Source organism: Vibrio sp. TRT 1302 (assembly GCF_050113875.1).
GTDB lineage: Bacteria > Pseudomonadota > Gammaproteobacteria > Enterobacterales > Vibrionaceae > Vibrio.
This window is the reverse complement of record NZ_JBNJOF010000002.1, coordinates 19,139-44,269: the sequence shown is the minus strand read 5'-3', so window position 1 is coordinate 44,269 and position 25,131 is coordinate 19,139. Positions and strand designations below refer to the sequence as shown.

General features: G+C 45.3%; 27 protein-coding genes. 12 read left to right on the top strand and 15 right to left on the bottom strand.

What is annotated here, in order from left to right:
- Positions 1-41: 41 nt before the first annotated feature.
- The 11 genes from ACQEXP_RS02965 to ACQEXP_RS02915 form a co-directional block, all read right to left on the bottom strand.
- A complete protein-coding gene (locus ACQEXP_RS02965; RefSeq protein ID WP_426968104.1) occupies positions 42-422 on the bottom strand; it encodes a hypothetical protein in 381 nt (126 codons plus the stop codon).
- A 46-nt stretch (positions 423-468) separates the two neighbouring features.
- Positions 469-897: a GFA family protein gene (locus ACQEXP_RS02960; RefSeq protein ID WP_426968102.1), complete on the bottom strand. Its 429-nt coding sequence runs from the start codon at positions 895-897 to the stop codon at positions 469-471.
- Positions 898-1,000: 103 nt separating this feature from the next.
- Positions 1,001-1,405, bottom strand: a complete 405-nt coding sequence (locus tag ACQEXP_RS02955; protein ID WP_426968100.1) for a hypothetical protein — start codon at positions 1,403-1,405, stop codon at positions 1,001-1,003.
- 494 nt (positions 1,406-1,899) lie between these two features.
- Positions 1,900-2,253 (bottom strand): 50S ribosomal protein L20, encoded by a 354-nt coding sequence (rplT, locus tag ACQEXP_RS02950; protein WP_004401084.1) that lies wholly within the window; start codon positions 2,251-2,253, stop codon positions 1,900-1,902.
- 41 nt (positions 2,254-2,294) lie between these two features.
- Positions 2,295-2,489, bottom strand: a complete 195-nt coding sequence (rpmI, locus tag ACQEXP_RS02945; protein ID WP_005377932.1) for a 50S ribosomal protein L35 — start codon at positions 2,487-2,489, stop codon at positions 2,295-2,297.
- Positions 2,490-2,593: 104 nt separating this feature from the next.
- Positions 2,594-3,145 (bottom strand): translation initiation factor IF-3, encoded by a 552-nt coding sequence (infC, locus tag ACQEXP_RS02940; RefSeq protein WP_269375890.1) that lies wholly within the window; start codon positions 3,143-3,145, stop codon positions 2,594-2,596.
- A gap of 3 nt (positions 3,146-3,148) precedes the next feature.
- Positions 3,149-5,077: a threonine--tRNA ligase gene (gene thrS / locus ACQEXP_RS02935; RefSeq protein ID WP_426968098.1), complete on the bottom strand. Its 1,929-nt coding sequence runs from the start codon at positions 5,075-5,077 to the stop codon at positions 3,149-3,151.
- 208 nt (positions 5,078-5,285) lie between these two features.
- Positions 5,286-6,788, bottom strand: a complete 1,503-nt coding sequence (locus ACQEXP_RS02930; RefSeq protein WP_426968096.1) for an NAD(P)H-hydrate dehydratase — start codon at positions 6,786-6,788, stop codon at positions 5,286-5,288.
- 75 nt (positions 6,789-6,863) lie between these two features.
- Positions 6,864-7,301, bottom strand: a complete 438-nt coding sequence (locus tag ACQEXP_RS02925) for a PAS domain-containing protein (protein ID WP_138973241.1) — start codon at positions 7,299-7,301, stop codon at positions 6,864-6,866.
- Complete coding sequence (locus ACQEXP_RS02920) at positions 7,301-8,305, bottom strand: response regulator (protein WP_269375627.1); 1,005 nt, start codon at positions 8,303-8,305, stop codon at positions 7,301-7,303. Before ACQEXP_RS02920 ends, ACQEXP_RS02925 begins: the two co-directional genes overlap by 1 nt.
- 317 nt (positions 8,306-8,622) lie before the next feature.
- Positions 8,623-9,084, bottom strand: a complete 462-nt coding sequence (locus ACQEXP_RS02915; RefSeq protein ID WP_138973239.1) for a TetR family transcriptional regulator — start codon at positions 9,082-9,084, stop codon at positions 8,623-8,625.
- 501 nt (positions 9,085-9,585) lie between these two features.
- On the opposite strand from ACQEXP_RS02915, the gene ACQEXP_RS02910 reads away from it, so the two are divergent.
- Together ACQEXP_RS02910 and ACQEXP_RS02905 are read left to right on the top strand one after the other, a co-directional pair.
- A complete protein-coding gene (locus ACQEXP_RS02910) occupies positions 9,586-9,879 on the top strand; it encodes a YfcZ/YiiS family protein (protein WP_269375628.1) in 294 nt (97 codons plus the stop codon).
- A 122-nt stretch (positions 9,880-10,001) separates the two neighbouring features.
- Positions 10,002-10,607 (top strand): hypothetical protein, encoded by a 606-nt coding sequence (locus ACQEXP_RS02905; RefSeq protein WP_426968093.1) that lies wholly within the window; start codon positions 10,002-10,004, stop codon positions 10,605-10,607.
- Between the two features lie 61 nt (positions 10,608-10,668).
- On the opposite strand, the gene ACQEXP_RS02900 is transcribed toward ACQEXP_RS02905, so the two are convergent.
- Positions 10,669-11,769, bottom strand: a complete 1,101-nt coding sequence (locus ACQEXP_RS02900) for a 1-acyl-sn-glycerol-3-phosphate acyltransferase (RefSeq protein WP_269375630.1) — start codon at positions 11,767-11,769, stop codon at positions 10,669-10,671.
- A gap of 188 nt (positions 11,770-11,957) precedes the next feature.
- Between ACQEXP_RS02900 and ACQEXP_RS02895 the strand changes: the two genes are divergently transcribed.
- Together ACQEXP_RS02895 and ACQEXP_RS02890 are read left to right on the top strand one after the other, a co-directional pair.
- Entirely contained in the window at positions 11,958-12,560 is a 603-nt protein-coding gene (locus tag ACQEXP_RS02895) for an AraC family transcriptional regulator (RefSeq protein WP_426968091.1), read from the top strand.
- Between the two features lie 94 nt (positions 12,561-12,654).
- Positions 12,655-14,523, top strand: a complete 1,869-nt coding sequence (locus ACQEXP_RS02890) for a methyl-accepting chemotaxis protein (RefSeq protein WP_269375632.1) — start codon at positions 12,655-12,657, stop codon at positions 14,521-14,523.
- 49 nt (positions 14,524-14,572) lie between these two features.
- Here ACQEXP_RS02890 and ACQEXP_RS02885 read toward each other — a convergent pair whose 3' ends face one another.
- Positions 14,573-15,925, bottom strand: coding sequence for an alpha-amylase family protein (locus ACQEXP_RS02885; protein ID WP_426968089.1), 1,353 nt, complete (start codon positions 15,923-15,925; stop codon positions 14,573-14,575).
- A 212-nt stretch (positions 15,926-16,137) separates the two neighbouring features.
- On the opposite strand from ACQEXP_RS02885, the gene ACQEXP_RS02880 reads away from it, so the two are divergent.
- Entirely contained in the window at positions 16,138-16,809 is a 672-nt protein-coding gene (locus ACQEXP_RS02880; protein ID WP_426968087.1) for a DsbA family oxidoreductase, read from the top strand.
- Between the two features lie 33 nt (positions 16,810-16,842).
- Here the strand turns inward: ACQEXP_RS02880 and ACQEXP_RS02875 are convergent, their stop codons facing one another.
- Positions 16,843-17,739, bottom strand: a complete 897-nt coding sequence (locus ACQEXP_RS02875) for a DUF808 domain-containing protein (protein WP_426968085.1) — start codon at positions 17,737-17,739, stop codon at positions 16,843-16,845.
- Between the two features lie 181 nt (positions 17,740-17,920).
- On the opposite strand from ACQEXP_RS02875, the gene ACQEXP_RS02870 reads away from it, so the two are divergent.
- Positions 17,921-18,850, top strand: coding sequence for a M14 family metallopeptidase (locus ACQEXP_RS02870; protein ID WP_426968084.1), 930 nt, complete (start codon positions 17,921-17,923; stop codon positions 18,848-18,850).
- Between the two features lie 103 nt (positions 18,851-18,953).
- Here the strand turns inward: ACQEXP_RS02870 and ACQEXP_RS02865 are convergent, their stop codons facing one another.
- Entirely contained in the window at positions 18,954-20,741 is a 1,788-nt protein-coding gene (locus tag ACQEXP_RS02865) for a M28 family metallopeptidase (RefSeq protein ID WP_426968082.1), read from the bottom strand.
- A gap of 447 nt (positions 20,742-21,188) precedes the next feature.
- Here ACQEXP_RS02865 and ACQEXP_RS02860 point away from each other — a divergent pair, with 447 nt between their 5' ends.
- The 6 genes from ACQEXP_RS02860 to ACQEXP_RS02835 are packed head-to-tail and all read left to right on the top strand — an operon-like array spanning position 21,189 to position 25,130.
- Positions 21,189-21,791, top strand: a complete 603-nt coding sequence (locus tag ACQEXP_RS02860) for a DedA family protein (RefSeq protein ID WP_426968080.1) — start codon at positions 21,189-21,191, stop codon at positions 21,789-21,791.
- Positions 21,775-22,905: a D-alanine--D-alanine ligase gene (locus ACQEXP_RS02855; protein ID WP_426968078.1), complete on the top strand. Its 1,131-nt coding sequence runs from the start codon at positions 21,775-21,777 to the stop codon at positions 22,903-22,905. Before ACQEXP_RS02860 ends, ACQEXP_RS02855 begins: the two co-directional genes overlap by 17 nt.
- A 26-nt stretch (positions 22,906-22,931) precedes the next feature.
- Complete coding sequence (locus ACQEXP_RS02850; RefSeq protein WP_426968076.1) at positions 22,932-23,480, top strand: hypothetical protein; 549 nt, start codon at positions 22,932-22,934, stop codon at positions 23,478-23,480.
- Between the two features lie 2 nt (positions 23,481-23,482).
- Positions 23,483-24,229 (top strand): NRDE family protein, encoded by a 747-nt coding sequence (locus ACQEXP_RS02845; protein WP_426968074.1) that lies wholly within the window; start codon positions 23,483-23,485, stop codon positions 24,227-24,229.
- Positions 24,226-24,666: a YHS domain-containing (seleno)protein gene (locus ACQEXP_RS02840; protein WP_426968072.1), complete on the top strand. Its 441-nt coding sequence runs from the start codon at positions 24,226-24,228 to the stop codon at positions 24,664-24,666. Before ACQEXP_RS02845 ends, ACQEXP_RS02840 begins: the two co-directional genes overlap by 4 nt.
- Before the next feature lie 11 nt (positions 24,667-24,677).
- The gene (locus tag ACQEXP_RS02835) at positions 24,678-25,130 is read left to right on the top strand and encodes a hypothetical protein (protein ID WP_426968070.1); all 453 of its coding nucleotides are present in this window, start codon (positions 24,678-24,680) and stop codon (positions 25,128-25,130) included.
- Position 25,131: the final 1 nt, after the last annotated feature.

Here is a 25,131-nt window from a genome sequence, read left to right as displayed (position 1 = left end):
TCAAACGTTGTAAATCACTCTGCAATTTTTATTGTTTTTGCCTAAAACCGCGTAAATGGTTTAGCAAATATCTGAAATTCGTCTGAATAGACTATTTTACCGGGATTAACTGTTCTTATTTGAGAAACTACGACACCTTTGCTTTCCACCAGAAACACGAACTCACGTACTTTAGCTATGTGTTCAGAAGCAGATTCAATAAACCAACTAATATACACGTCAGATTTTTGAGATTTCTGCTTATTTAAATAGTCCAAGGGAGATTCAAGGTTTTCATCAAACCAGCCCATGATCTCTGCGATATAATCAAGTTCATAGTCATAGAAATCATCTTGCTTTTTCATGCCGCTAATGGCCTGAAATATTCCTTTTCTCTGACATGAATCTTCATCAATTTCATCGACAACAAATCTTATGTACATTTTTATGCCTTAAATCAAGGGAGGGTATTGCGCTCAGACACCAGGGCTAAGATTTATTTTGAAGCTTGTCGTTCAAAACACTCATCGTTGGCATTTCAATAAACTGCTCTCCTGAATCACCGATTTTATCCCAGCTTGCCTTGGAGCCAACAAAGAGGTGAGCGGAAACCACACTACGAGGACTTTCATCTAGCAAACCGGCTGGAATCCAGTATTGCTGACCATTTTCCATAAGGTGCGGCACTGTGCTACCACAGTGTTTGCAAAAATCGGAACGGTATCCAGATGGAAGCTTAAACGAACTTATACAATCAAGGCCCTTTATCCATTGAAATTGTTCTCGATTCAAAAATGTTGCAGTGTCAGATGCCGAACCGGATAATTTCCGACACAATGAGCAATGGCATTGGTAAAAATTTGGTAGCTCCCCGGTAATTGAAAACTCTACATCGCCACATAAACATGTCCCAATCATCCATTTATCCTCTTTTAACCTGACACCAGATTTAAATCCCTGTGTCGTAAATATTAAACCTGATTCAAACCGAGTATCTCAAACACTCTGAAACACTCGTTGATTAGCCGTTGGTTGGGCGACTTATGGTTGTAAATTCAAAAACTATCGGTATTAACTTGCCATGCTCGTTAACCCAAATGTTATTGGTGAATTGATACACTATACCGTCTACGTGCAACGAAAAAACACCCTGTTCTTTCGGCTGAAATGTAACGTTTGGAGTATCAGTAATGAGGAACGCACTTGGCAATTTCTCTGACGTATTCGACTTGACGAAAAAATAGTAACTAAATCCAGTAGTAGCACCACCGGCATTATTTCTGTAGCCTACCAAAGTCTGCGAATCAGACAAGGGGACTTTTATAACCTCTTGATCAAGTTCAACGCTAGGCTCAAGCAAGTAGCCAACTGATATTGCGATTAGAACACCAATCAATATTAGGCTAATAGCCTTTACTTTTTGCATATTCAATACCTAGTGCAATGTTCTCAGCCACTGATTACTTTAGAAGGCCTAGAGATTCACCTAACTCTACCCAATCATATGCAGCTATGTCGATCAACTGACTGGCAGCGTTCTTACGTCCTAAAAAAATATCTAACCAAGCTCTGCCATATGAACCTCACGAAATTCTATTTTTCTAAACCAGACTAATTGCTCGTTAATCAAATGACAAAACACCCTATTGGAATATGCATAAAGATCACTTTGCAACCCTCTGTGAAAAACTGGTCGCTAGTATTAAAAGCTTTTCCGTTTAAACAGAAACAAATAGAGAGCTGATTATGAAGAAATCGCACTCCCGAGAGACGCAAATCGTAATATCCTGCGCGGAGTGTATAGGTTGTAGAGAGAGGTGATTCGGCGTGATAAGCCCGTTATCGACCCTTTAAAGAATTGAAGGTAGAAAAAAGGGGAGCCTAAGCTCCCCTTTTCTTAATCCTAATCACTAACTCTAATTAAAGAGCAGCTTTCGCCTTTTCAACTAGAACTGCGAATGCAGCTTTGTCGAATACCGCGATGTCAGCAAGGATCTTACGGTCGATCTCGATAGATGCTTTCTTAAGACCGTTGATGAAACGGCTGTAAGATAGACCATTTTGACGAGATGCAGCGTTGATACGTGCAATCCATAGTTGACGGAATTGACGTTTCTTGTTGCGACGGTCACGGTAAGCGTATTGACCAGCTTTAGTAACTGCTTGGAAAGCTACGCGGTAAACACGTGAACGTGCACCGTAGTAACCTTTAGCTTGTTTTAGAACTTTCTTATGACGTGCACGAGCTTGTACACCACGTTTTACGCGAGGCATTATGCTTCTCCTAAACTAAACGATTAATAAACTAAAAAGAATTATGCGTATGGTAGCATACGAATTACTGCAGCCACTTCACACTTAGGAAGGATTGCATTTGGACGTAGCTGACGCTTGTTCTTAGTAGTACGCTTAGTCAGGATGTGACGTTTTGTAGCGTGCTTGTACTTAATACCACCAGCAGTTTTCTTAAAACGCTTAGCAGCACCTTTGTTGGTTTTCATCTTAGGCATGATGAATAACTCCGCATTGTTGAGTTGTATAAACAATAGTAATTAGGGCGAACGAACCCCGCCGTTTTAACAACGGCAGGGTTAATTACTTGCAAAGCCGTTAATTACTTCTTCTTAGGGGCAAGAACCATGATCATTTGACGACCTTCGATCTTCTTAGGGAAAGATTCTACTAAAGCGATTTCAGCAGTGTCTTCCTTCAGACGATTTAGAACGTCAACACCGATCTCTTGGTGTGCCATTTCTCGGCCACGGAAGCGAATTGTTACCTTCACTTTGTTGCCTTCTTCCAGGAAACGCGTCAGGTTGCGTAGTTTTACCTGATAGTCTCCAATATCAGTTCCAGGACGGAATTTTACTTCCTTAATCTGAACCTGTTTTTGCTTTTTCTTCTGCTCTTTAGCAGATTTGCTCTTCTCAAAGAGGAATTTACCGTAGTCCATTACACGACATACTGGTGGCTCAGCGTTTGGACTGATTTCTACCAGATCCATGCCTGCTTCTTCAGCTGCTGCTACTGCTTCTTGAATAGAAACGACACCAACTGATTCGCCATCAGCGCCAGTTAAACGAACTTCACGAACGCCACGAATTTCACCGTTTAAACGATGAGCATTTTGTTTGGCCGGTACTTGGCCGCGTCTTCCGCCTTTAATAGTTTATTCCTCCAGATTGAGCTTACGGGTAGAGATCTCGTCTTGGATGTAGGAAATAAAATCATCCACTTTAAACTTACCGAGGTCTTTACCTTTACGAGTACGTACTGCGATTTCACCGGCTTCCATTTCTTGGTCGCCACAAACAAGCATATACGGTACACGCTTCAAAGTATGTTCGCGGATTTTAAAGCCAATCTTCTCATTTCTCAAGTCCGCTTTAGCTCTAATTCCACATTTTTGTAGTTTTTGTGCCACTTCCTGAACATAATCTGACTGTTTGTCAGTGATATTCATGATTACAGCCTGTTCTGGCGATAACCAAGTTGGGAAGAAGCCGTAGTATTCTTCGATCAAAATACCGATGAATCGCTCTAGTGAGCCCAGAATCGCACGGTGAATCATCACTGGCACTTGGCGCTCGTTATTTTCATCCACGTAGGTAGCACCTAGACGACCCGGTAGGTTGAAGTCTAGCTGAACTGTACCACATTGCCATGCACGGTCTAGACAGTCATGCAGCGTGAATTCAATCTTAGGTCCGTAGAATGCACCCTCGCCTTCTTGAATTTCGTATGGAATATCCATCGCTTCAAGAGATTGCTTCAGCGCTTCTTCAGATTGATCCCAGATCTCATCCGAACCAACACGTTTTTCAGGGCGAGTAGATAGCTTAACTACGATGTTTTCGAAACCAAAAGTTTGGTATGTATCGTAAACCATCTTGATACAGCTAGTCACTTCTTCTTGAATCTGACTTTCAGTACAGAAGATGTGAGCATCATCCTGAGTAAAACCACGAACACGCATAATGCCGTGTAGCGCGCCTGATGGCTCGTTACGGTGACATGAACCAAACTCAGCCATGCGAAGTGGCAGATCACGGTATGATTTCAGACCTTGGTTAAAGATCTGAACATGACCAGGGCAGTTCATCGGCTTAAGTGCGTAGTCACGGTTTTCAGAAGATGTAGTGAACATCGCTTCTGCGTACTTGTCCCAGTGACCAGAACGTTCCCAAAGAACGCGATCCATGATAAGTGGACCTTTTACTTCTTGGTAACCGTACTCTGTTAGTTTCGAACGAACGAATACTTCTAGGTCACGGAAGATAGACCAACCATTGTGATGCCAGAACACCATGCCCGGTGCTTCTTGCTGCATGTGGAATAGGTCTAATTGCTTACCGATTTTACGGTGGTCGCGTTTCGCCGCTTCTTCTAAACGAGTTAGGTGAGCTTTAAGCGCTTTTTTATCGTGGAATGCAGTACCGTAGATACGTTGCAGCATCTTGTTGTCACTGTTACCACGCCAGTAAGCACCCGCTACGTTCAGTAGGGTAAAGTGCTGACAGAATCCCATGTGTGGAACGTGTGGACCACGACACATGTCGACATATTCTTCGTGATGGTATAGGCCTGGGCGGTCATCACGTGCAACGTTCTCGTCCAAGATTTCCATCTTGTATGTTTCACCGCGAGCTTCAAATGCATCGCGTGCTTCCTGCCAGCTGACCTTTTTCTTGATCACTTGGTACTTAGTCTTTGCCAAGTCTTGCATACGCTTTTCAATCTTTTCAAGATCTTCTTGCGTTAGTGAGTGCTCTAAGTCGATATCGTAGTAGAAACCGCTATCGATAGTCGGACCAATCGCCATTTTCGCTTCAGGGAAAAGTTGCTTGATCGCATGACCTAGCAAGTGAGCGCATGAGTGGCGTACGATTTCCAGACCATCAACTTCATCTTTTACTGTGATGATTTCTAGGCTTGCGTCTTGTTCAATAAGGTCACAAGCGTCAACACGATTACCATCTACACGTCCAGCAATGGTTGCTTTCGCAAGACCAGGACCGATAGATTGAGCAACATCAAGAGTAGAAACTGGGTTGTCAAATTGACGCTGACTGCCGTCAGGAAGAGTAATAATAGGCATTTAACTGTCCTTTACAGTGGTGTTGCACACCAAGCAACACGTGTATTTTAAACGTATCTTTAACTAGAAAAACAAGGTGTTAAAGACAAGAGAATTTGTCCTTTTATATGCAAATACGGATGCACAACTCAGGAACGAGCAAGCATTGTAACGGATTAGCGTGAAATAACAATCGAAGTCACAGAAATGGCTGAAAAAAGTTCGATTTTTAGTCAGAAAGCCAATGATTGAGGACTGTGCGAGAGTGCTGCACCACATCACTCGCCAACAAGCCGATTTGGCCTTCTTGGCGTGCCAGCTCATCTGCCGCAGCGCTATGGAGCAACACTGCCACTTTCGCGGCATCAACCAAGCTAAGACCTTGAGCAAGCATTGCAGCGATGATCCCTGTTAGTACGTCGCCCATTCCACCTGTTGCCATACCTGCATTGCCCGCATGACAGACAAAGATATCCGTCTCGTCGCAAACCAAGGTACCAGCGCCCTTTAGGACGACGACACCGCCAAACTTCGCTTGTAACTCACGCACCGCCGAGAATCGATCTTGCTCGACTTGCTTCACACTGCATTGCAGTAATCTTGCAGCTTCTCCAGGATGCGGTGTGATAACTCGTAACGGATCCCGATGGCAATCAAAAGCCAATAGGTTGAGTCCATCGGCATCGACGATTTTGGGTTTATCGACACAGACCGTTGCTCGATAAATTTCTTGCGCCCATTCATCCTTGCCTAAACCAGGGCCAATCGCAATGACATCAGCCTCTGATATTGCATGGTGCAAAGTATCGTATTGATGGTTCCAAGCTTGAGTCATCACCTCAGGACAGCTGACCTGAAGAGCGATGGTGGAATAGGCATGGCACAGTGCTCGAATCAGCCCTGCTCCATTACGTGCGGCGGCGCTCGCACATAATCTTATCGCACCAGCAAAACCTTCATTGCCCCCCAAACAAAGCAAACGCCCATGATGCCCCTTATGGGCTGTCGGTTTTCGACGCGGCAATACATCACGCATATCATCGATATCGAGCAGAGAGCTAGACGCTTTTTCACACTGAAGAAATTCCCCGTCTACCCCCAATCCTGCGAAGTGGATTTGCCCTGTTACCTCACGCGCCTGTCCTGTCACCAAACCCTGTTTTACACCGATAAACGTTATGGTGTGATTGGCGCGTATCGCTTTGCCGAGCACACGCCCCGTATCGCTACACAGACCTGACGGAATATCAATGGACAAGGTAGGCAGATTAAGATGATTTACCCGCTCAATCAGGTTCTGGAGTGGAAGACGCACATCGCCCGCTAACCCCGTCCCCAGTAAACCATCCACCACCACTTCAACATCTAGCCTTTCTAGGTCAAGAGACTCAAGAGAGGTGAACTCTCCGCCGCAGTTCAGCCACTCTTGCTTAGCCTTTAGCGCATCCCCCGCGAGCTTTGACTCGTTCCCGTAGAGCGCAACGGTGACGTTCATGCCATCAGCTTGAGCGAGTTTGGCCACAACGAAACCATCTCCACCATTATTGCCACTACCAACGAGAATCAACAAACGTGAGGCTTGAGGATAACGTTGCTTGAGCAAGTCATAAACCGAACCGCCCGCTCGTTGCATCAAGGTGTACATCTCTACGCCAGCGAGTTGTGCAGCACGTTGCTCGCCTCGTTTGACTTGTTGACCAGTAAAAAGTGAACTAGGGATAGAGAGTTTCATAGTGTGTATCTTGGCTGGAATCGACTCTATAGCTTAGACGACAACGCCAAGGAGTTCCTTGGCGTTGTTGGCAAATTATTGATTTATTGACACCAGAGCTTCAGCGGTCGCGTCTTGAATCGAAAGAAACAAGGATCGGATTTCCCCTGTTGGGGTTCGCATCGGATTAAGAGTGATGTTCTGGTACATAAAATCTGCTTGCTGAGTCACCGGACGTACGTTGCGGCACTTAAACAAGTAAGGGCGCTGTTGCCAAGTGATAAAGCTTCGACAACCTAAATCATAGACTGGTTTGGTTTTCAATCTGAACCACTCCTGAGGGATTTCAGGGAAGAGCTCAAACAAGGACTTACCTATCGCGTCATGTGCTTGTACACCACTATGATGAGTCATGAAGCCATTCCAAACCTGAACGTTATGATCTTTGTCGAGAACGACCAGTCCTAAGTCGACATTCTGTACCATATCGACCATCCAATGGAATTGCTCAAATTCTGCTGGAAGATTTAACATCAGAAGTCCTCCATCAAATAAGCGAGTTTGTTATCTAACAACGGCAAAGACTCGTCGACAAACATAAACAGCAAATCACAACGAATTGAAGTGCCATCAATGTTGTAGCTGACTTCAAATGTCATGGTTTTCTTAAACGATCCTGACGTGGAAGAAATGACTGAATCGATCGAAATATGCTGCCCCAGCAGGACGGGTGAGCTTTGGAAAAAACGCACTTCTGCTTGTTGGCCAAGGCCATTGAGAAATGAGCCCACGAGGATGTTTGACACATCCATAAGCAGTTCCAACTCTTCGAGCTCTTCACTATCAGCGGGAACTTTCATCAATTTCTTGAGATCAGAAACACTCGAATCACTAAGTAAAACTAACGCTTCTCCGGCAATCCCCTCACCACTAAAGCCTTGGCAAACACCAGAAACCTGATCGTTTTCGGCGAGATCCCGCAACGCCATGTGAAGTTCACTGACTTCAAAAATATTGACGTTGGGTAGCGGTAAGTGAACAAACACATCGAAATGTCGCGCAAGCGCATCAGCAGCACGACCAATCGCAACGTTAGCGACTTCCATATAGACATCTCGACGACGCAAAATGGGTAGCTCGATGGAAACGGGCGTCACAATCCGAGGTTGAGTAACGGGTTCAACCAACTGTTTAAGAACGCCGTTAAGGATATCTTTATCTATGGGCTTTTGGACAAATGCCTTAGCACCAAGAGACATCACTCGTTCTTTAGCTTTGGGCTGAATATCGCCAGATACCACCACTACGGAGATATCGATGTTTCGATTCGCAATTTCCTCTAACGTACCAAAACCATCCAACTCAGGCATGGTCAGGTCGAGAAACATCAATTTAAATTCTTGCTTTTCCAGCTGTTCCAGAGCATCTAAGCCGTGCACAGCAAAGGAAATGTCAGCATTTAGCGAAGCAGGCAGTGAGCGAGCCATTTGCTTTCTCGCTAAAGCGGAGTCATCGCATATAAGGACGGGAAAAGTCATGCGTACACCTACTCCTCTATTGGTTGTTGTAACAATCACAGTGTAGCAGACCACCGAGTTACCAAATACAGCGCATTGATGCTTTATTAGCCAAACAGTTACAAAAAAAATTAATTAGCAACATTTTAATGGTAGACCACGTGAAAATTGACGCTCTACAAATGCACTCACAATGCTAAAAATAGTTTTGCTGACTCCGTTGCGGGGTGACTAAATCTTGGCGCTCGATGAACAAACGTATCAAGTTAAGAGAGAGAAGAAGAGAAATGGCGATTTTAAGATCAAAAAAGCCTTCCGAAGAAGGCTTTGACTATTGGCTATTTAGCCATGCGAATGAGTGATTTACCAATTAACCACTCCAGTTCTTTCGCACTACCCTCACCGAATTGTGTTTCAGCCATCTTGTACAAGCGGTCAATGCCATTGCTTGCAAACTCGTGTGTGCTCTGAGATGTAACAATATGGTGGAAAAGTAAGCGAAGGATGGCACGAAACTCTTCATTATCCAACGCTGCGATCCAACTAGATGAAAAGGCATCCAACCCATTATCGAACTCTACGTGATCAACAAACATCTTGAAGATTCGACCATCTAGTGCGGCGGTGAAATCGGTCTTCTTCGGAAAATGGTGGCTGATGCCGGTTCTCGAAACACCAGTTTGCTGGCTCAGTGTGGTGTACGACATTTTGTCATAACCGAGACGCAAAAGCTGATCAACAACCGCATCCATGATTTTCTGAATCGTGATTTCGGTATCTTCTTTACTACGCTTTGGCATGTTCAGGCTCTTCTCTCTGTAAATCCGTCTAAACTCATATCGAGTCAATTATTGACGCCAAGTGACCAGCTTTCACTTCAACCCGTCATGTAACAATAGAAACCATGTCTCATATGAAACACAAAGATCAAACAACGGCTAAACCGCATGAACTACCTAATTGTTGTGCAAGCTAATTATTTATAGAGACACTTTGTGTGTTTCTATAACCCACAGGGCATTATTTTTTTTTAATATAATTGTGAGCTATCGATAATCTTACAAATTGTTAGTTCTGACAACGAATTGAATGGCATTCTGACAAAATAATGACACCTATTTTCGTCATTAATTGATCTACCTCACACTCAAACAAGAACTATTCTCGAACAAAAGATTAAAAATTACTCAACTGTCAACATATCATGCTGTGCTTTCACTGAAACCTGACACAGTGCTTTTTATGGATAAACATCAAATAACTCGCTAATATAGCCACATTATTTGTAGGAGGATGTCTAAATGAGCACCGAACAAGATCAAGTATGCGAGGCATGTGGCTGCGCAGGCGAAATGGGTTTCATCATTAAAGAAGGCGATGATGTTGCTGAAGTAACCATCTACGCAGCAGGTAAAACCCTTTTAGAAGCTGAGCTAAACAAGTACATTGAACTCGCTCAGCAAGTGTGCGCGAATGTAGAGCACGAAGTCACGCCAGTTGATGACGAGTCATCAGAGTTAACCGCTCGTTTTAAATTTGAAGTGAGTGCAGAGAAACTGATTTTTGAGTTAAAAACTCGATCGCTAGCACGATAATCAGTGATTTATTCTTTATAAAACGGGCGCTTGTGCCCGTTTTTTTGACTTTGCTTGTCATTGTCATTGACCTGCTCTAGCCTAGAACTCATAGTGAACTAAAAGTACCTAATCTACTGGCTATGATTCGCAACCCACTTTACTTAATCCCATTGCTCTGCTCGCTGTGTTTTGCTGCCTACGCACAACCACTCGACCAGTTCCGTATTCTCAATCATCTCGACAACTACGGTAATCTGGATTTGCGTAATAAACCCTATACCGAGCTTCCCGCAGGACTTGTTGTCCAAGGCAACCTCAACATCGCCAAAACCCAAATTCAACAGCTCCCGCAAGGAATGGATATCCAAGGCAGCTTAGATGCCTCCAACAGTGGATTAAAGAAATTGTCAAAAGGGATTAATATTCGTGGATTTGCTAACCTTATCGGCTCCCAAATTACTCGTTGGCCCAGCGGGGTGAAAGTCGGCGGCTATATTAATCTAACCGATACTCCCGTCACCTCTCTTCCTCCACGATTCAGAGTAAAAGGCGATCTCAGTGTCATACGTACGCCACTCGAATCACTCCCAGAGGGCTTAACAGTCGATGGGAATTTGTATATAGGCGGTTCGAAGATCACTCAGTTTCCTGAAACGATGACGGTTAAAGGGAATATTTTCCTAGGTGGCAATCGCATTACTAAGTGGCCAACAAACTTGACGCTGGGTGGAGCCGTTGCTCCCTAGCCTCGGCCAATAAAAAAGCCCCATGCAGAACATGAGGCTTTAAAAACTCAACGCTTAGCCACTATGGGCGGTTCTTGACTGGGTTGGCATAACTGGCAACCAAATAAGGCTGGGCGTCCTTTGGTAGTAAGTTCAACTTTTCGGCCAACGTCTTTTTGACCTGTTCATCCACTTGTTCATTGCCGGCAGCAAGCTCATTAATTGGGAATAGCTTGTAGTTAGCATGAATCTGACGATCAATTTCTTGAGCCAGTGCTTCAGGTGTTTCAAAATCCTGCTCAATCACATCACCAAATGCGACATGCACGTGTCCTTTATCGCCAACAATACCTTGGATAATGCTTTCAATATCTTCGAACTCGCCTTTTTCGTAGCTTCCTACAGAATCTTTGGCATGCAATTCAATGGCTTTAGCAATATCACATGGGTCGTTTTCGTAAGAGATAGAAACCGGAACAATTTTTAGCGTCTTAATGTAGTCAGGAAATGAGAGCTTGAGCTTTCGACCTTCGACGTGGAACATTTTTAAGATTGCTGGATCTGTAAAATCGTTACCGTCTTTTGCGCGGCCTTCTTTCTGAGCGATCCAGATTGAGTGACCAGTATCCAAAGAGTGTTTGATATACCCAGACAAAGTGCCGAGGGCCTTCATCATTTCGCGAGGACCTTTCGCTGAACGTTTAACAATAAAGCTTTTGTTGAGCTTCATCAGTTCAGTTGCACAAGGCTTTTTCAGCAGGTTGTCACCGATAGCAATACGGACTGTCTTATGACCATTCTTGAACAGACCATAGTTAACCAGAGCAGGATCCATGGCGATATCACGATGGTTAGAAACAAACAGGTAAGCCTGCTCTGTATCTAAATTATCCAGACCACTGTAAGTCACGCCTCGAGTTGTGGACTTGAGGGTCTGATCTAAATACTTCTTAACCTCAAGTTGTATGGTCTCAACCGAATTGAGCTTCGACCATTTCATCTTCAGGTATATCTTAACCACTGGCGACATTAAGGTTTTAAACCAACCAGCGTGGTTTGAAAAGCGGTGCTGTAAAATCGCACTGATGAATTCTTCATCGTTAACTAAGCGGTCAATTGCCGCGGGAATTTCATCGTCATTGTAAGGACGAATCTCAATAAAAGGGTCTGTGTTTGTCGTCATTATTCTGTTCGTTAGGTAAAAAGCCGCACTATTCTACGCTGAGAAATGGTTCTTAGCAGCTACAGTTCTCGCAGAATCGGCAAGGTCAGACCAGACTGTTTATCGGAAATTGGGCGATACCTTCCACAAAGTTGGCTTTTTTAACAATAAGCGTTAATCTTAGCGCCCCTTTACTGATGAGCGACACCATGCACTACGCAATCTCTTTCCAATCTGAGCTTTACGACTTCCTTGTTTCTACATCACGAAAAAAGCTGCTGAAACATCAGCTTATTTGCGTTGAGAAGGGCTTGGCATTGGTTAAACTCGGTAAGCAAGAATATGCAGTAGAAGCGGGACAATCTTTCTGGTTACCTTTCGACGCCCTGACATCGATAACTTATACGCCGAAAACCCTCGTTCGTTCTGTGCAAGTGTCGTCACGTGTCACGTCTCAGTTACCTATGCAAGGTGGATATGTTGAACTCAATGAGCTAATGACAGCCGTGCTTAATCGACTCGCAACACTCGTCGCCAATCGAGAGGCACAACTCGACTTGCTGGCGGTTTTACGCCAAGAACTCACCTCTTTAAAACCGGTTCTAAAAGAGAGCAAACTAAGCCAGAAAATCAATCACTGGAAAGTGAATCAAACTTCTTCATTAGCCAATGAACTCCAATTAGTTCTAACGGTTAGAGAGGCATGTAAGCAGATGAAGTCTGGTAAAAAACGCGAACAAGTGGTCTCTACGCTATTCGATGGTAACGAATCGTTGTTGACAGGATTAGAGAAAACCATTCTCGGTCTCTAACTGATAGAAAAGTTTTAGTTTTTTCTGGCTGAATACTCATTTCATAACTATAGATCTATAAATAAAGAGTTTATATATAGATGAGGATCATGAAATGAAATTTAGCCATAAGATTGTGGCCGCTTCGTCTGTCCTGCTTTTAGCGACTGTTACACTTCTGACTCTTCAGCAATACTACATTGTTCGAAGTGAAGTGAAATCTCAGGTTACTTCTAGCGTCACCGAAATCGTTAACGGTGTCCGAGACACGACCGCATCTGAAATTAATGCTCGTAAAGCGATAGCCTCCTATGCCACAAGTATGCTTGAGCTTGACCTTTCACCTGACGCTATTTCCGAGGTTATCACCCGACCCGTGATAAAAGAGACTTTCCTCCTTGCTGGGTTAGGGTTTGAAAGCGACGGTTCACACATAGGTAACGAAGCATCATGGGACCCTGGTGCTGGTTGGGATCCCCGTGTCAGACCATGGTATATCGACGCAAAAAACTCTGGAAAGCTCATCATTACCGCGCCATACGCAGACTCTGGCACAGGTGAAATACTGGTTTCGATCGCCACCCCAGTGCGAGATAAAGGTAAATTTATCGGTGCGATATTTTATGACGTGAGCTTGGCCGCACTCGCTGAACTGGTTAACAAGGTCGATCTCTTTAACGCGGGGTACGTGTTTATCGTCGCCGGTGATGGCACGACCATTGCCCACCCAACGACAGCGTTAAATGGTAAGCCTATGAAAGAGTTCTTAGGCGATACACCGATTAAAGACCAACCTCAAGAAACCATTATCGATGGAAAAGAGTACACACTCGACTTCGCCAAAGTGCCCGGTGAAGATTGGTATATTGGTGTAGTACTTGATGAAGAGATCGCCTACCAATCACTTGCTGACCTGAGAAACAGCTCCATCATCTACACCGTGATTGCATTGGTTATCAGTATCGTCATCCTGTTGGTTTTGATCAAAACATTGATGCGCCCTCTCGATTCGCTCAGCGATGCCATTCAGGACGTAGCTTCTGGTCAAGGGGATCTGACACAACGTCTTGATACCAATACTGACAAAGAGTTCTCTATCCTCGCCAGTGGGTTTAACGATTTTACCAGCCAGCTACAGCAACTGATTACTCAGTCTAAAGCGATCGGTTCTGAAATTTTACGTGGCTCAGAAATGACTTCTGTCGGCTTGCAAGAATCGGCTTCAGCGATGCAAGACCAACTTCACGAACTGGAACAGTTGGCCACTGCGATGCATGAAATGGCGACCACGTCAGGCGATGTCGCCAACAATGCTCAAGGGGCTGCCGCTGCGGCAAAAGAAGCTGATGATGCAACCAGTATCGGGACATCTGTTGTAAGTGAAACAACCAGTGCTATCGACAATCTTTCTCAGAAAATTGATGAGGCAGTCGAGGAAGTTAAAGTCCTAGAGTCTGCAACAGACAACATTGAAACCATACTCAAAGTCATTAATGACATCGCAGACCAAACAAACTTGCTGGCACTCAACGCAGCGATTGAAGCAGCTCGTGCAGGTGAATCAGGTCGTGGTTTTGCGGTCGTGGCTGATGAAGTTCGTACGCTCGCGCAACGAACTCAGGAATCAACCACGGAAATCCGTAACATGATTGAGCAGTTACAGGCAGGAGCAACGTCTGTATCGAATGCTATGAATATGAGTAAGACAACCGCTAGCACCGCTGTCGAGAGAGCTCAGGAGGCTAACAGAGCACTCGAAAGCATTCGCGATGCCATTCAGCGAATCAGTGACATGAATATTCAGATCGCTTCAGCCGCCGAAGAGCAAAGCTTAGTTGCCGAAGAGATAAACAACAACACAGTGAAGATTAAAGACTTGTCCACTCAGGTTGCAGAAGCCGCAAATAATGCCAACATTGCTATGCAGGCTCAGACCGAAAACATTCGCGAACAAGACAGTATTTTGAACAAATTTACCGTCTAATCTCTACCTAGAAAGAGTAAGGCGCACCGTAACTGGTGCGCCTTTTGTATTAATCCGTAACTAACATCCGCGCGCTTTGTGCCGGTACATCAATATGACAGATGCCAGCCTTGGAAACGAACTTCTGTTTTGTCAGTAGATCAACCCAAGTTGCGCTGCCGCTTAGCTCAACGGTTTTAGCTCTGACCGATTTATTGAGAATAACCGTACCTTCATCTCCTCGAGCGAAGACCAGTAGGTCATCACCAGCCTCAATCATGGTCATCGGTTTAGCGTGCATACGATTGTGGAAATCAATTGCTGCAAGCATCTGCGGATCATTCCATGTCTTAAGCCAACGCGGTTGCTTATCTTTGCCTTGAATGCCACTGGTATCCAGATCGGTATAAATAAGCGGAACACCACCATCTCGTCCCAACAGATAGCAATAAGCTAACCATTCTTGCGCTTGGGTCATCACCAAATTTGCAAACACATCGTTATTGGGTATGTCATGAGTAATTGCGAACGTGATCGCTCGCGTCTCAGAGAGTGCCTGGCCAAAACAGTACGGGTCGACTAGACTCTTCAGACTGCCCTTTGGCTGCAACGCGTCATACAAGGTTTGAAACAGTGGAAAATCGTAAGCCCCCAGCCGCGTCTGAGCCAGATATGGCTCAAGGAACAGCTCATACTCTGGCTTAGTTGCGCCGCCGCTAGTAATGATTTCGCCAAAGATATGTATGTCCTGACAAATTTCATCAGTCCATACCTGTTTGAGATGCTCTAGCGTCATATGTTTCGCAGCGTCAATGCGAAACCCCTTCACTCCGAGTTCCTTCAAAGCCTTTAAGTAAGACTGCTGCTGCAAGATGACATTAGGACACACACGTAACGTTGGTAAACCTGGGTCGCTAGGGCCACTCGTAATGCGTCCGTTTTGGACTTGCCAACGATCTTGCCAGTCTTCAATACCAAATGCCTCAACAAAATCATCATGGTCAAACAGTGGCGTAGAGAGGTCTCCAAACAAACGTTGATTTTGATAGTACTCTTTGTTGGCTTGGTAGTCGTCTAGGTCGGCAGTAGACGGATACTGTAAATCGTTACGCACTGACGATTCGTTCGCCATATGGTTGAATACCACATCCGCATAGATGCCAATCCCATGCTGTTCTAGGGCATTAAGCATCGACTTAAACTGTTGGTAATTGCCCAATTGATTATCGATAACACGATAGTCTTGAGGCTGATAGCGTTGCCACCACTTTGTCCCCTGCGTTTTTTTTAACGACTTCATTGGTGGGGAGACCAGAACATATTTATAGCCCGCTTGCTGAATTTGGCGAGCTCGTTGTTCAACTAGAGGATAAGGCCAGTCAAACGCATGCAAAATTACATCTGTCGCGTGAGCAGTTAACATCACGATTTCCTTAACAATATACCTAGTTCAAGTTAGGCGTCATCATTGATTTCGCTATCCTACCAAAACACGACAGTCCACGACTTCAGCCTCAAGCCATTTTTTAACGTAGTAGTAACTGGGCGTAGAGCTGTTCAAATTGCGAAGTAATGCTCAAATCTTATCATTAAGGTCACTATACTTATCGATAGCAGCAGTAGAAGGACGTTGAGATGAACAAAATTCGAATAGACATCGTTTCAGATGTCGTTTGCCCATGGTGTATTATCGGTTACAAACGACTTGAGCATGCTCTTGCCAATCTCAGTGAGAGTATTGAAGCTGAGATCCACTGGCACCCATTCGAATTGAATCCCGCAATGGGCACCGAAGGCCAAAACCTGCGTGAGCACTTACACGAAAAATATGGCACATCTGAAGAAGCCAGTATTGCGGCGCGAGAGACCCTTACTCAGCTTGGCCGAGAGGTGGGTTTTAAGTTTAACTTTTATGATGGGATGAAAATCTACAACACCCGTAAAGCGCATCAGTTATTGATGTGGTCACAGAGTGAGCATAAACAGTTCGAACTTGAAATGGCACTGTTTGAAGCCTATTTCTCAGATGCAAAAGATGTCAGCGATCCACAAGTGTTGATTGAATCTGCTCAGTCCGTAGGTCTAGATGCTGAGCTGGCGGGTAACATCATTAATGATGACAGTTGGGCGGAAGCCGTTGCCTCAACAGAACAGCAGTGGCTTGAAGCAGGGATTAACGCGGTTCCCGCAATTATCATTGATAGAAAGCATCTCATTTCAGGAGCACAAACCAGCGAACTGCTCACTTCGGCGCTAGAGCAAATCACCAAGGGCGAAAGCAATGAGGGTGATGAAATCGAACAATAGGGCTCGATTGTCGAGCCCTGTAGAAATCGATGACTAACGTTTTAGTTTCGATATCACGTGCCAGATGGCAACGACGACAAGACCAGAAACCACACCAATCAAGCCGTTAAGCAATGAAGGAAACAGCGCTTTTGCCAATGACAGATTTGGGATGTCCATGATAATGGGTTCTATCCAATGGTGAATGGCGGGAACGTTATGGACAACGATGCCACCGCCAACCAAAAACATCGCCGCAGTTCCTACCACCGCCAATGCTTTCATTAGCTTGGGGGCAAAAGTGATCAATCCGCGCCCCAGTGCGGAACGAAGCCCTCGCCCTTGCGAGCAACGCTCTAGGTAAAAACCCAGATCATCAAGCTTTACAATTCCAGCCACCAGCCCGTAGACACCTATCGTCATAATCACAGCGATTAAGCTAACAACCAAAATTTGAGTTGTCGTTGACTGTCCCTGAACCGTACCCAGTGCAATGACAATAATCTCCGCTGATAAAATAAAGTCGGTACGGATTGCTCCAGCGATCTTGTTACGTTCATACTCTTCGATAGAAAGCGTCGTTTCAATGGTTTTATCTTCACTTTCATGCGGCTGATGAGTGAACTTCTCAATGATCTTTTCTGCGCCCTCGTAACACAAAAACAAACCACCAATTAGCAGTAACGGCATAATAAGCCAAGGGATGAAAGCGCTGATTAGTAGCGCGGCTGGAACCAGTATCAGCTTGTTGCGAAACGAGCCTTTCGCAACACTCCAAACCACCGGAATTTCTCGCTCAGCCGCCACCCCAGACACCTGCTGGGCATTGAGCGCGAGGTCGTCTCCGAGCACGCCAGCCGTCTTTTTGGCAGCCACTTTAGACATCAAAGCAACGTCGTCTAAAACCGTCGCAATATCATCAAGTAACGTTAATAAACTTGCACCTGCCATTGTTTCTTCTCATAGTAAATTAGGTTCAATGTAACTAAATGTAACACCGCAACTCTAAAGCTCAAACTCAATTGACGTCAGCACACAGTCAATCTTTTTATTTCAGCGATAGAACATTTGCCTGTACGGTTACAGCACTCTATCCTAGGTGCAATTTTCCAATAACAATAAAGGCAAGGTAATGCGCAGTACTTACACTTATCCAATCGGAACCCCTGGGCAAAAATGGGGCGAAGCGGAAAAAATCGCATGGCGTCAACAGACCACTATTAAACGTGAATATCAGCAAGAAGTCGTCCCTAAGATTCTCGCTCTTAAAAACCAATTTGATGTCGAGCAATATGGTGCGCTCTCTTATGACCCTGAACGCTACCCGCTTTTTTGCATCAAAACTAAAAACTGGGACATATCGAAACCCGTTGTTTTGGTGACTGGGGGTGTACATGGCTACGAGACCAGTGGCGTACACGGTGCACTCCAATTCGCCGCAGATGAAATGGCCACTTACAGTCAGCACTTTAATATTATCGTCGCCCCTTGTGTCAGCCCGTGGGGTTACGAAACCATCAATCGTTGGAATCCATTAGCTATCGACCCTAACCGTTCATTCTATGCCGATAGCCCAGCGGAAGAATCCGCCAATCTGATGGCGCTAGTCGCCTCTATCCAAGGCAACATCCTAGTTCATATCGACCTGCATGAAACCACAGACAGCGATGAAGACGAGTTTCGCCCTGCTCTGGCAGCACGCGATGGTATTGAATACATTGAAGGTATGATTCCCGATGGTTTCTACACGGTCGGTGACACAGAAAACCCTCAATCAGAGTTTCAAGCGGCGGTTATCGAGTCCGTTGCGAAAGTCACGCACATCGCGCCTGCTGATGAGAAAGGAGAAATCATTGGTTCCGCTGTCGTTCAGCACGGGGTGATCAACTACCCTATGGTTAAGCTGGGTCTATGTGGCGGCGTGACAAACTGCGTTTATGGCACGACAACAGAAGTCTATCCAGACAGCCCGAAAGTCACCAATGAAGAGTGTAATGATGCACAAGTAGCCGCGATTCTCGGAGGATTAAATTACGTTCTTAGTCAAGGAACTAGCGTCTAATCCATGAGTTAATCCTAGAAGAACATTGCTTTCTACTAGGAATAAAAAAGCCGCACCTTAGGCTCGCGTGCGGCTTTGATTTTCTATCTAAGAACAAACTTGCTTATTGACGGTCTTGGTCAAAGTCACCGTGGAAGTGGTCATGATCTGAGACACTGTCCGCCGCTTTTAACTTCTCTCCTACGCGCAGCTTGTTCTGAGGAACCAACAATGCGTCCATAGTACGCAGCGCTGGAACGACGTCAGGCTGTTGTTCTGGGAATACCGGCTGGCTGAATGCATAGTAGGTTGTCACGTACGCCAACGACTGAGTATTCACGTACAGCGCTGTCTGACTGATGTTATTCAGGTCATCACAGGCTTGGTGGTAGCATTTGTCATAAGCCACATCAATCTCACCACCAAATTGCTCGACTTCTTCTGCTGATTTCACATTTTCCGCCCCCGTAAACAGGCCACCGAATGCCACACCCCAATCTGCAAATCCTGCGTAATCTGAACGCTTAGAAAGTGCTTGTGGAACAGTAGCATGTGATTTGCTGCTGAAGAAACGATTGAACGTAGACTCTACATCAGAAGTACCATACGGCGGTTTAAAATCGCCCGTGTAGGCATTGTCTGGGCTATCTTTGGTATCCGATAGGTCTCCGTCCATAACGCCAAAGATATAGTTTGGAGAACCGATCATATCAAAGTTCAAGTAGAGCTTAACCTTGTTCAACTCATAGTAACGCGCGTCCACCAGATCGACTTGCTCTGGAGTCAGTGGACTAACATCATCAAGACCTAGCTCAGCACGAATTTCTCGTTCAGCTTGATCACGGAGAGGGGCGAAAAGATCATTGGTGTAGTATTCCGAACCCACTAAACCGGCTTCCTCTGCGGCCCACCAAGCAAAGCGAACTTTGTTTTTCACAGGAGCATTCAGATTTGCCAGTGTGACGGCATATTCAAGTAACCCAGCTGTACCGGAACCATTATCGTTGATGCCGGGACCTTCAGGAACAGAATCAAGGTGAGCGCCTAGCATAACCACCTGATTCTCATCACCACCTTTCGTTTCGGCGATGATATTCTGCGTCAGAACAACATCATCTTGTACGTTAAGCTGAAGGCTAACAGGCACGTCAGTCGTCTTGCTCAAGTCGTACCACTGTTTGCCTAATTCGTAGCGCGCGCCAAAAGCAGGTATCGTCGCTGTACTGTCGTTACCCAAAGTGCCATTCACCACGCTGGTACGGCCTTCTCCATTGCCTTGGTTAAAGACAATCACGCCTTTTGCACCCGCATTTTGTGCATTGACTACCTTAGTACTAAAACTACACCCACCACGCTGGATAATGGCAATCTTGTCTGCAACGTCTCTGCCTACAAAGTCCGATGATTCACAGCCATCAGTATCATCATAGTCTGGTGAATCAAATCGAAAATCGGGCGTCACAAAGGCTGCTTGCGCGGTTAAAGTACCGTTCGATTTCCCCGAATAGGACATCACAGCAAAATCAGCATCAACGCCTTCCCCTGCTTCTCTGACGCCAATCAAGCGAGCACCGTTGACACTCAGCTGTGTTCCAGCCAATTCCTCCCAAGCTCTAAAATCAAACTCTTGGATAGAAACTTGGTAGTTGTGCTCCTTCATCGTATCAACAATATAGTCGAGTGATTCTGCATAGCCCTGTGTTCCAGCCGCTCGTGTAACAGAACTTCCATCACTGGTTTTCGATGCACGACCTTCCAACTCGACTAAGTGTTCCACCACATCGTCTCGGTCAATTTTACTGCTGACGTATTTCGCTGCTTTCTCAGGATCATCCCAATAACACCCTGATAGCAGGGTGGTGCTGATAACCGTCGCGAGCATTGTTTTTGTTGTTGTGATGCTTACTTGCATTTGTGACTCCTTATAATAAACCGCATCACATAGTTACCGAACAACAAAGGTTACAAAAATGTTAACAAGCAACTAATTATCAAAATATGAAGCAGCTTCATATATAAAGTTTTTATTAGATTTATTAGTTACATATGTAATGAATTACAATCACATATTGAGAATCAATATCATCTGCCGTGTCGGAATGACGCGCTAATTTCATCAGGATTTACTAAGCATCCTAGATAAATCTTTAGGTTAAAAGATCTCGGTTTAGTCAGATTAATCTCCAAGAGCGCCTAGTAAATATCATCTATTGATGAAATTTTTCTTAACTCATCCCTTTCTTTAGCAAAGTGGCATTTAGAAATTCTGTGAATGTTATGACCACTTTACCTAGAAATGACTTATCCAAGTTATTTCTAGTTGGCACTGTTTTGGGCAAAGGATTGATGGGGATCAGTTATGGCAGATATATCAAAGGCCGTTGAAGTCTGGTTGCTTCAAGGCAATCTATCTCTCTTGGCGCTATTCCTCGGTATCGTCCTACTTTCATATCTGCTAGAAGATCTTGCGATCGTTACTGCGGCAAGCTTGGCCGTCGAGCAAACACTGCCAACGTCAATTGCCCTGCTCGCTGTCTTTGTCGGCATTAGCTCAGGTGATCTTGGGCTCTATATGATCGGCCAAGTGGCACAAAGAGTTCGTTTTCTTCGCTATCGCTTATTCCGTTATCAGCGGGCGAGAAGTCTGCGACACATATTGCATCGACGAGCGTTCATGACTCTATTTTTGGTGCGATTCATTCCGGGATTACGAACCGTCGGATTCACATTGAGTGGGTTTCTTGGTGTACCCAAAACCAAATTCTTGTTCGCCGTACTCACAGCAACCGCTTTATGGACGGTGCTTATTTTCGGTTCTTTCTTCCAACTTGGTAACGCGCAGTGGTTTCAACAGCATCAGTCAGGCTGGGTACTCATTCCACTGGGGGTCTGCCTGATGGTGCTTGTAAACAAACTTCTAACCAAAACGCTATTAAGGGATACCTATGATAGAGCTCGCTAACCTTAACGTCATTCCGCAGGGAATGGTCAATGCGGGAATGCCCGTTTTAGAGCAACCAAAGCGAGTGATCTCGCCTTTTGAATTCCTACCCGCATGGTTTTTCTACACTCCCGTTGTACTCCAAAGCGCCGTGTTGAGTATGGCACATCGAGATTGGGCACTGCCGCTTATTGCCAACCCTGCGATTAAGTTGAGTGGCATGGTGGGAGAATCCAAACACGATATATTCACCTCGGCAGGCGAGACAGCGAATCATTGGATTTTGCCCTTTATTACCTTGACCAAATCCTCAAACCACACTGATGGCCTACTTAATGAGTCGTTACAGAAACTCGATGCGGCGAACCTAAGCTATCCACTAGTGGCTAAACCTGATCTAGGTTGCCGTGGTGTCGGTGTCAAGCTGATTCATTCCAATCAACAACTGAGAGACTACATCGAAAGCTTTCCTCTCTCAGGACGCTTTCTGCTTCAGAAGAAGTCACCTTACAGCGCGGAAGCTGGTGTTTTCTACGTCAGACAGCCCGGTGAAACCAAAGGCAGAGTTATTTCGATAACGTTGAAGTATTCACCGTATGTGGTTGGAGATGGTCAATCGACCCTACAGCAATTGATTGAGAAGTGTCCGAGAGCAGGTAAGTTGCAGCATCTCTACCTACCACGCCACAGTGAGCACCTCGACCGCGTCATTCCAGCTAACAACCAATTCCAATTGGCGTTTGCTGGTAGCCATTCTCGTGGCGCTATTTTTCGCGATGGTAATCAGTTCATTACGCCAGCACTTGAGCAACAACTAGATAAGATCCTCATTGGATTTGAGGGTTTCAATTACGGCCGTCTCGATATCAAGTTCAGGGATATTCACGCATTAATGAATGGGGAATGTTTCGACATCCTAGAGATCAATGGTGCCAGTAGCGAAGCTGCGCATATTTGGGATAGCGATGCCCGCCTAAAAGATATTTTTTCGACGCTATTAACTCAGTATCGCCTGCTCTATCAAATTGGCGCTAAGCAAAAAAAGCAGGGACACAAAACACCAAGTTTGGGCGCATTACTTCAAGCTTGGCGAGAAGAAAAGCTGCTAACACAGCGCTACCCAATGACGGATTAACTGAATTGCTAGTTTAGGAACAAACGATGAAAAATCTAACGACAAGCTCAGAGAGTGACGCACAGATACATCCTTCCCTTGCGGTAATGGGATGCATCGAAACGCTAAATCAAGGCTATGAATTTCTCGAAACCCTCAGCGACGATGACTATCTCTTTATTGCTCATCCGCATGTAAACAGTTCTATCGGTGAACACTTTCGCCATTGGCTCGATTTATTCCAGGCGATCAAACTTGAACCGACATCCATTGACTACAATGTTCGTCGACGAGGCCACACAGTAGAACGCAGCATAGCGATGGCTAAGCAGGAGATTAGTGAGTTAATTGAATGGCTGTTTGGATTGCCAACTAGTCAGCTCAATCAGGCGGTTAACGTTGAAACAGAAGTCCTGCTTTCACGAACAAGCGTTGAGGAGATTTCGTCTACGCTAGTGCGCGAGCTTACCTTTGCGGCTTTGCATGCAACCCATCACTTTGCCATGGCGAAAGTCGTCGCCTCACTGCGCGGTGTGCAATCCGATGATCATTTCGGTGTCGCACCAACCACCGCCACCTATCAGAGGGCACAATAACTATGTGCACACTATCTTGGGTTTACCACGGCAATACACACTATGAGGTTTGTTTCAACCGCGATGAACAACGAACTCGCCTGCCAGCTATCGAACCACAAAGTGTATTGATTGATGACGTTCACTGCTTAATGCCCATCGACCCTGTCGGTGGTGGCAGTTGGATCTCAACCAATGAGCATGGTTTAACCGTCTGCCTGCTCAACTTTTACCAAGGAAAGGTGCCAAACGGCAATTTGACCAGCCGCGGCTTGGTCATCAAACAACTTGCAAGTTGCTGTTCTAGTCACTCTGTTGATCACCGTCTTCTATCAATGCAACTAGGCTCCTTTGCCCCATTTACTTTGGTCTCTTTTGACACTCATCGGACTGCGAATGAAACGGTGCTTTGGACCTGGGATGGAGAAAGTTTAAGCCGTTCGCACGCGGTTGCTCCGATTGTGTCCGCGGCAGTGAGCTTTACCCAAGCGCATGACTACCGCCGAAGATTGTTTGAGCGTTTGGTTACCCGATTACCGATTGAGCTAGTGGGCCAAGAATTTCATCTAACCCACGACACCACCAGCCCTCATCTTTCGCCATTAATGGCAAGAAATGATGCCAGAACGGTAAGTTTTACTTCCGTTGTCGTGTCTTCTACCAAGCAAGAAATGCATTACCAATCTATCGACAACCTTCGCAATGTGGACTTCAACACCCGTCTTACTTGCCTAAAGCATGACACTGTCGAACAAGGAGTTTTTAAATGAAAAAGTTATTTGGTCTAGTTATTCTTTTACTGAGTTTTTCTTCATACGCCGCAGATGAGGTATCTACAGGCATCTTTAGCAACAAGGCTGTCAGTGGTTACGATACCGTGGCTTATTTTACTCAAGGTAAGCCCATTAAAGGGGACAGCAAATGGCAAACCCAATATAAAGGTGCAGATTGGTACTTCTCTTCACAAGCCAACCTAGACACTTTTATCGCCGATCCAGAAGCTTACGCTCCTCAATATGGCGGGTACTGCGCTTGGGCGGTATCAGCAAAAAATGACTTCGCACCCTCTGACCCAAATCAGTGGTCAATCGTCAATGGCAAGCTCTACCTTAACTACAACGCCGAAGTCAAAGCCTTATGGGATGCCGATCGTACCGGTCACATCTCAACGGCTGACCAAAACTGGCCAACCCTCATTAAACAGTAAGGCGGATTCCTATGACGTTCCCCCCTTTGCGACATATACCGGCAATATTTATCGCTTTTGTTTTCGTTCAGTCACTCTTTTTTAAGTTTTCGGGTTCTTACGAAACAGAGCATATTTTTGGCACGCTCGCTTCATGGTCAGGTATGGCATGGTTTGGGCTTTATGGTGGCTATCTGATCGGTTTTGCTGAACTGATTGCCTCCTTGCTCCTGTTCACTCGCCTACATGGTATCGGCGCAGCGATGGCGGCAGCGATAATGACCGGTGCGATTGCATTCCATCTGCTCACCCCTTTGGGTGTTCTCATGCCTGAGTATAACGCTATGGGCGAAGTGGTAGGCAATGATGGAGGCTTGTTGTTTGGCATGGCCTGCCTTGTTTGGCTTTCTAGCCTCTTCCTACTTCTACGCGATCTACAAGACCAAGGTAGCGTTACTCACCGCCTTGTTAACCGAGGAGCTTAGT